Source organism: Paenibacillus sp. 01T422 (assembly GCF_056398785.1).
In genome coordinates this window covers 1-6,209 of record NZ_JBFTQB010000479.1, presented here as the reverse complement: position 1 = coordinate 6,209, position 6,209 = coordinate 1, and the positions used below count along the sequence as shown (strand labels likewise).

The window sequence follows — 6,209 nt, the reverse complement described above, 5'->3', positions numbered from 1 at the left end:
TTTTCTGCTTCAGGGTTTGTTTGCCAGATTGCAGAAATGGATTGTCTTTGAACCAAGTATTTGATTGCAACGTGGCCCTCCTGTTCTGTGAATATATATAGCTCACAATTAGAGTAAGTAATGAGTTAGACAACATAGTTATACCAATGAAGTTAATATGAGTCAACAGCTATTACCTTGCAATTACCTAATGGACAGGAACTGGATTTCCTGACGTCCACCACAATGAATGAAAATGTGCTCGGCTTGTGAATCTGCGTGTTCCTACTGGAACTGCAGGTCACAGGCCGATTTTTATTTAATTTTAAAAACGAAACCAGAAAGAGTAGAAGACTACCTCGTCTATGAACTTCAAGGCGAGGAGGAGGGGCTGACGTTCATCCTGAAGAAATCTGTAATAATTGATAGTGAGGTGCCAAAAAAATTGAATTCCGTTTGTACATGCATATGATAGATTTAACAACAGTAGGAAGCAGTTAAGCGTTTTCAAAATCTAGACTTCTACGAAATGCAATGAACTCCACTTAAGTTAGGCGGTGACTCGAAGAAGGTAAACTTGAAATAATTTATCCGAAATGGATTCAAGAGGGATTTATACAGCACTAGGCAACGAAGGTCAATAGGTCATCCACCGACATGTCAATGATGTTCTCGACTCTGGCAAATGTGCCAACAAGTATCGGAGAATGCTGCGAGGTTAGATTCATAAGAGGGGGATATGCATGCAAAAACGAAGTGGATTTGGAAGCACTCTTACGGCTATGCTGGCTCTGGGAATGTTGTTTGGCACTACCGCACCGGCGGCCTTTGCCGCACCAGATGACCAGTATCCGTATAACCAGCGGGATGACAAGAACTTTATTAACAACACCAATGTTACAGAACGGTACACTCCTACAGGCAGCAATAACATGAGCCTCAAAATCACCTCTCCCAGGGCTCAGGGTAATGCTAAGTTTACAACCTCCACCATCGTGGTGGACGGCGTCAAGGAAGCCGTATGGGACACTGCCCCTGTTTACAGGATTGGTAACAAGTACAACACCGCTATGACGGCAACTGCTCCCGATGCCACCACCGAGGGCACCTTACGTCTTTTGTGGGACGGACCGATGCTCTACGCATTGGTTGAAGTAACCGGTGACACCACCAAATCCGACACTGGAATTCCGAACTGGTCTGCTGCCAACTACACGCCTGCTATGGACGGTTTATTCGTCTCTATGGATGTCTTCAACGACAAGTGGGGCATGGAAACTGACACCCAGGGCGTCTTCTTCCAGAGTGCCAACCCGAACGCCACCTCAGTATCCTCATTCACTAATTCCGGAATTCCTTCTCTGGGCTCGTTCTTTAATCAAACTCCGAACGCGTAAGAAACCGCGACTGGGGTGAGGTCACACTTTCTGGCTGGGACGAGGAGACTGAATTCGCTTACAGCGGCTGGCGTGCTGATGAGGACATTCGCTTCTGGAATTCCAAGCACAATCCTGGCGGATCGGGCAACGGCACTGCCGAAGTCAATGACGGAGACGGAAGTAATGTATGGACGCCAGAGTCCAAGTCCCGTATGGTTAGTGCCAAGGCCGCATATAACGTGATCAAAAACAGTCCCTCCGCCACCCGTGCAGAGAAAGAGGCCGCCGTATTGGAGGTCAGCCAAGCTTTCACAGGGCTGAAATGGGGCAACACGAAGTACCCGGACCCCCACGACCTGCCCACTGTGAACACCCTGCCCAACGTTTGGAAGTTCTTTGATGAGACCAAGGGCAGCAACGGCATGGTAACCAACGAAGAGGAGTGGGCCGAGCGCAAGAAGGAGATTTTGGAATTGGCCCAGTTTTATGAGTATGGCTATAAGCCAAAACTGGATGTGGATTACAAGGTCTCTATCACGACGAATAACTACGCCGGTACCGGCAACGCCACCGTATCAGCGAAGGTGACACCTACAAACGTCAACTTTGCCGGCGGCACCGAGCAAAACGTGAATATCAGCATAACCATGCCTACTGCTGGTGTCCCTGAGGGGCAAGCCGCACCGATCTCATTCGCTGGCAGCTGGACCGCTAACGGCATCGCTAATATTAGCTTTCCCAACTGGGCAGCGGATGGCGTTCGTAATGATTTAGCGTGGGGCAACCCTAACCGTAGCGGCACATTCTACAGTCTTTTTCCATACTCGCGGAATAGTACTACCGCTGACGTGAGTGTCATAATGGCTAACGCCACAGCTGTTTCCGCCTATCTGGACATACTGGAGCTGGCAGTCGCCAACAATCCTGCCCTAGCGGCCAAGATCGACCCCACTCGCGCCGTCACCAAAGGTTTCTCCATCAATGGCAAATATGCCTTTGTGGCTGGAGTCTTTGATGAGCGTGTAAAAGCAATCGTTGCCGGCGGAGCCGGTGCTACTGGTCCTGCCAACTGGCGTTATAACGCCCAAGGGCAAGAGTACAACTTCAAAGACACCATCTTCAGCAACAGCAACCCCGGCGCTGAGAACGTGATCGCCCACGGCACCGAAGGTCCGGGCAACAGTTACCGCCACAACCGTACCCGTGAGAACGAGCTGTTCCGCCACTTCATGCCCTATGGCCACATGTATAAGCACGAGGATGAATCTTACGCTTATGGCGACTATAGCCGATTGCCCTTCGACCAAGCTTCACTGGTGGCTACCCTCGCACCGAATCGCGCGATCATCATCGATACTAACCTTAACGACTATAATGACGGCTCCACGACCGACAACATGAGCCTTAGTAGCAGCAAGGGCGTTTACAGGACTTTGGGTGCCAATGGCGACGATTTTGTCAAGTTCAACACTGGCAATTATGTGGCCTCCGGAGACCCTCATGGCGCTGCCAGTGCCACTGTGGAAGGTAAATATCTGCAAGACTTCTTCTACGGCACGAAGACTCTGACCGACACCGAAGCAGCTAGATTGAATACAGACCCCTACTCGTTGAAAGTCACCAATGGTCAAACCCAAAGTCCTTACGATTACTATTGGGGTGGTTTCAACACCATAACCGGCGGCCAAGGCGGCATTAACGGCACCAACGGCTGGTACTACTACGAGTTTCCCGAAACAGGTCCAGCCAAGCTCAATGCAGTTTTACTGGGCTCTACGGAAACTCATGCCGGTGCCTCATTTGACCTGACCTACGGATTGAACAATGTGACAGACAGCGTCTATGCTCAAGATTTGACCTTCACTTATGACCCGGAAAAAGTAGAGTTTGTCTCTGTGAAATCCGTAAAAGACAAATTCGAGATCGTGGGTAAAAAAGAAACGTTGGGCCAAGTCCGGATTATTGCGGCAAGCTTGGGAGCTGTTGATTCGGTAAATTCCAGCGGTGATTTGCTGAAGCTTAATTTTAAAGCAAAATCGCTCGCTACATCCGCTGATACGGTTATCGCGTTATCTCACGCGGTTCTATCGGGTGGTGATGGAGTGGAAACGACAGTAGACGGCGTTTCCCACAACTTAGCAATATCAGCCATGATCGACAAAACGGCATTGAACGATATCCTTATCAAAGCGCAAAGCGATCTCAATGCAGCGACAGAAGGCAGCGGTACTGGCCAATATCCGGCAGGATCGAAGGCAATCTTGCAAGCAGCGATCGACAGCGCGAACACCGTAGCCGGCAGCGCAACAGCAACGCAGCAGCAAGTGGATCAAGCGGTAGTTGATGTGAATGCGGCGCTGCAAGCATTTAAGGCTTTGGTTATCACGCGTATTCCGGAAGATCTGACCGGAGACGATAAAGTAACCATCGGAGACTTGGCGATTATGGCTAAATACTATGGCAAGAGAAATACCGATCCGGATTGGGAGCAAGCTAAGATCGCGGATATTAGCGGCGATGGCGTTATTGATATTAACGACCTTGCGATCGTGGCACGGAAGATTCTCGAATAATCATTCGGAGGGCAGGTTATCCTGTCCTTCTTTTTTATGCTTTGAAAAAGAGCAGAATTTCCAGCAATAATAAGATGAGGATAGCGAACTCGAGTAAGTAAAACCTTATTAAAATAGGCACCTATATTACGGGCAGCATAGCTTAGTGATTACCCGGAAATAGCAAGTGGTGGTTTAATGTCCGAATATTCTCAAATACAAACTTATATCAATTTGCAGAAGTGCTAAACTCTACTCTAAGACAACTAGGATAGAAGTTAGTTTACTATTCTTGACAGTAGAAATTGAAAATGGAATTGGACAGATCGCCACGGCAGGCAACTGTCCCTTGTTTCATAGAAACAATTGTTAATAATTTAAATTAATAGATAATTTTATAAGTTAATTTATTTAAGTATTAAACGCAACATTTTATTTATTAACATTAGGAGCTCAAAGAGGGTTTGGTGTGATCCCGGATGAGTACCGTAGGAACAATCACATGAACAAAAAATATATAGAAGTCAGCACCAAACAATTTCTTAACTAAATCTTGTAAGATGGCAGAGGAGGCAGGAGTTTATACTTTGTTAATAAACGATTTAGAGGGATTCAATAAGCTTGGTTTAGAATAAGTAGCAAGGAAACGTATCTCCCAAATTGTTGTCTAAAAAGTCGGTAATCTCGAGCATGGATGAGGACATTCCCAATTGCCGATTTTGGCATCCTGCCTTTCTGGGGTGATATACTGAAAGCCCCTAATATGAGAACAAAATCTACAACAGAATGTAAATACCCAATGGCTTATCTGATTCAGAGAGGTGAGAAAATGGAGACGAACGGTGTCCATGTATTTAAATATTTGAAGTATGTGTCTGAAACAACCGATCAGAAGGCGATCCTTCGCAATTTAATGGAAGCCTACGGGAGTGCTGTTTGGAATTATGCATWTACTATTTGCCGTAATAGGGATTTGGCCGATGACATTACACAAGATTCTTTCCTAAAGGTATATCGYAATTTGACGACATTTCGCGGCGATGCTTCAGTGAAGACCTGGCTGCTCACCATAACGCGCAATACCGCTTATGATTATTTACGCAAAGCATTTTGGCATAAAGTTACACTCGTCGGATTTATTCAGTCTATCGGAACCTCACAATCCGCTGAGAACGAAGCGATGGAGAAACTTTATACCAGTGATATATGGAAAAAAGTAATTTCTCTGCCTCCCAAGTATCGAGAAATTCTGATTTTGCATGCTCATTATCAACTCTCGATCAAGGAAATGGCAGCCATTCTTAACATTTCGGAGGGGACTGTGAAATCCAGACTCCATCGTGCCAGATTGAAGGTGAACGGGCTGAAGGAGCGTGAAGCGCATGAACTCTCCTGATCCGGATGATGTAATATAGAACGGCAGCCTTCTCAGTTAACGGGCAGCTTTGTTGAACAAATTGTAAATTTAACATTTTAAAGTAAGAGCATTTCTTTGTAATGAGAAATGCTTTTTTTTATTGTCAAAATTAAAGGGATATTTTAATAACAATAATATATAAACAATACATATTTATTGTTTAACGATAAATATTATGCTAAAATCGTGTTGTCATTAAATAAGTGAGGTGTTCTAAATGAATATTAAACGAGGTTCAACCACTTTCTTAAAGGTAATTATTTTTCTGGCTGGAATTGCAGTGCTTGCTTTGTGTATCTGGTTGCCTGAGATTGCCATTAGAGATGCAAGGGACCATCCAGATACGGCTTACTTCCTAATCCCCTTTTTAGTATGTGCGTACGGATTCTGTATTGCGTTTTCGGTTGCGTTGTATCAAGCATATAAACTATTAATCTACATCGAAAAGAACAATGCTTTCTCTGAATTATCCCTTAAATCTTTGAAGATTATTAAGAGATGTGCTTTTACAGTCATTCTCCTCATTTTGTTAGGAATAGTAAGCTTAAGGGTGCTTGCTAAAGTTACAGGTAGTGATGATGCAGCGGGTCCTACATCATTATGTCTAATGGGCATTTTAGCAACAAGTATCATCGCAGCCATTGTAGACGCACTTCAGAAGCCATTAAAAAATGCCCCAGATATAAAGTCAAAAAATGATTGATTAACGGATATGTAAGACTTTGGATTGTCAGCCAGGAGATTTTTGGAGTACAAAAGCGACGAAGACACTCAATAAAAACAGGTCTACGGGGACGATAGCACAATAGTGCGCCTAGCAAAGCTAGGCACAACTAGTTGGTGAAAGTCCAACCGAGGTAGGGACCAAGCCGCCTCGTAGCT

4 protein-coding genes are annotated in these 6,209 nt (G+C 45.4%); all 4 read left to right on the top strand.

What is annotated here, in order from left to right; translation table 11 throughout:
* Positions 1-722 precede the first annotated feature (722 nt).
* The 4 genes from AC1DUA_RS23620 to AC1DUA_RS23605 all read left to right on the top strand — a co-directional run bounded on the left by AC1DUA_RS23620 (position 723) and on the right by AC1DUA_RS23605 (position 6,030).
* Positions 723-1,376 (top strand): sugar-binding protein, encoded by a 654-nt coding sequence (locus tag AC1DUA_RS23620; protein WP_477502096.1) that lies wholly within the window; start codon positions 723-725, stop codon positions 1,374-1,376.
* A 194-nt stretch (positions 1,377-1,570) separates the two neighbouring features.
* Positions 1,571-3,931, top strand: a complete 2,361-nt coding sequence (locus AC1DUA_RS23615) for a glucuronyl esterase domain-containing protein (RefSeq protein ID WP_477502095.1) — start codon at positions 1,571-1,573, stop codon at positions 3,929-3,931.
* A 778-nt stretch (positions 3,932-4,709) separates the two neighbouring features.
* Positions 4,710-5,306 (top strand): RNA polymerase sigma factor, encoded by a 597-nt coding sequence (locus AC1DUA_RS23610; protein WP_477502094.1) that lies wholly within the window; start codon positions 4,710-4,712, stop codon positions 5,304-5,306.
* A gap of 238 nt (positions 5,307-5,544) precedes the next feature.
* Positions 5,545-6,030: a DUF2975 domain-containing protein gene (locus AC1DUA_RS23605; RefSeq protein ID WP_477502093.1), complete on the top strand. Its 486-nt coding sequence runs from the start codon at positions 5,545-5,547 to the stop codon at positions 6,028-6,030.
* The last annotated feature ends 179 nt before the right edge of the window (positions 6,031-6,209 follow it).

What these genes read in the sequence shown, in the direction of transcription:
- AC1DUA_RS23620 (WP_477502096.1), top strand. Translation starts at nt 723, where the DNA reads ATGCAAAAACGAAGTGGATTTGGAAGCACTCTTACGGCTATGCTGGCT.
- AC1DUA_RS23615 (WP_477502095.1), top strand. Translation starts at nt 1,571, where the DNA reads ATGGTTAGTGCCAAGGCCGCATATAACGTGATCAAAAACAGTCCCTCC.
- AC1DUA_RS23605 (WP_477502093.1), top strand. Translation starts at nt 5,545, where the DNA reads ATGAATATTAAACGAGGTTCAACCACTTTCTTAAAGGTAATTATTTTT.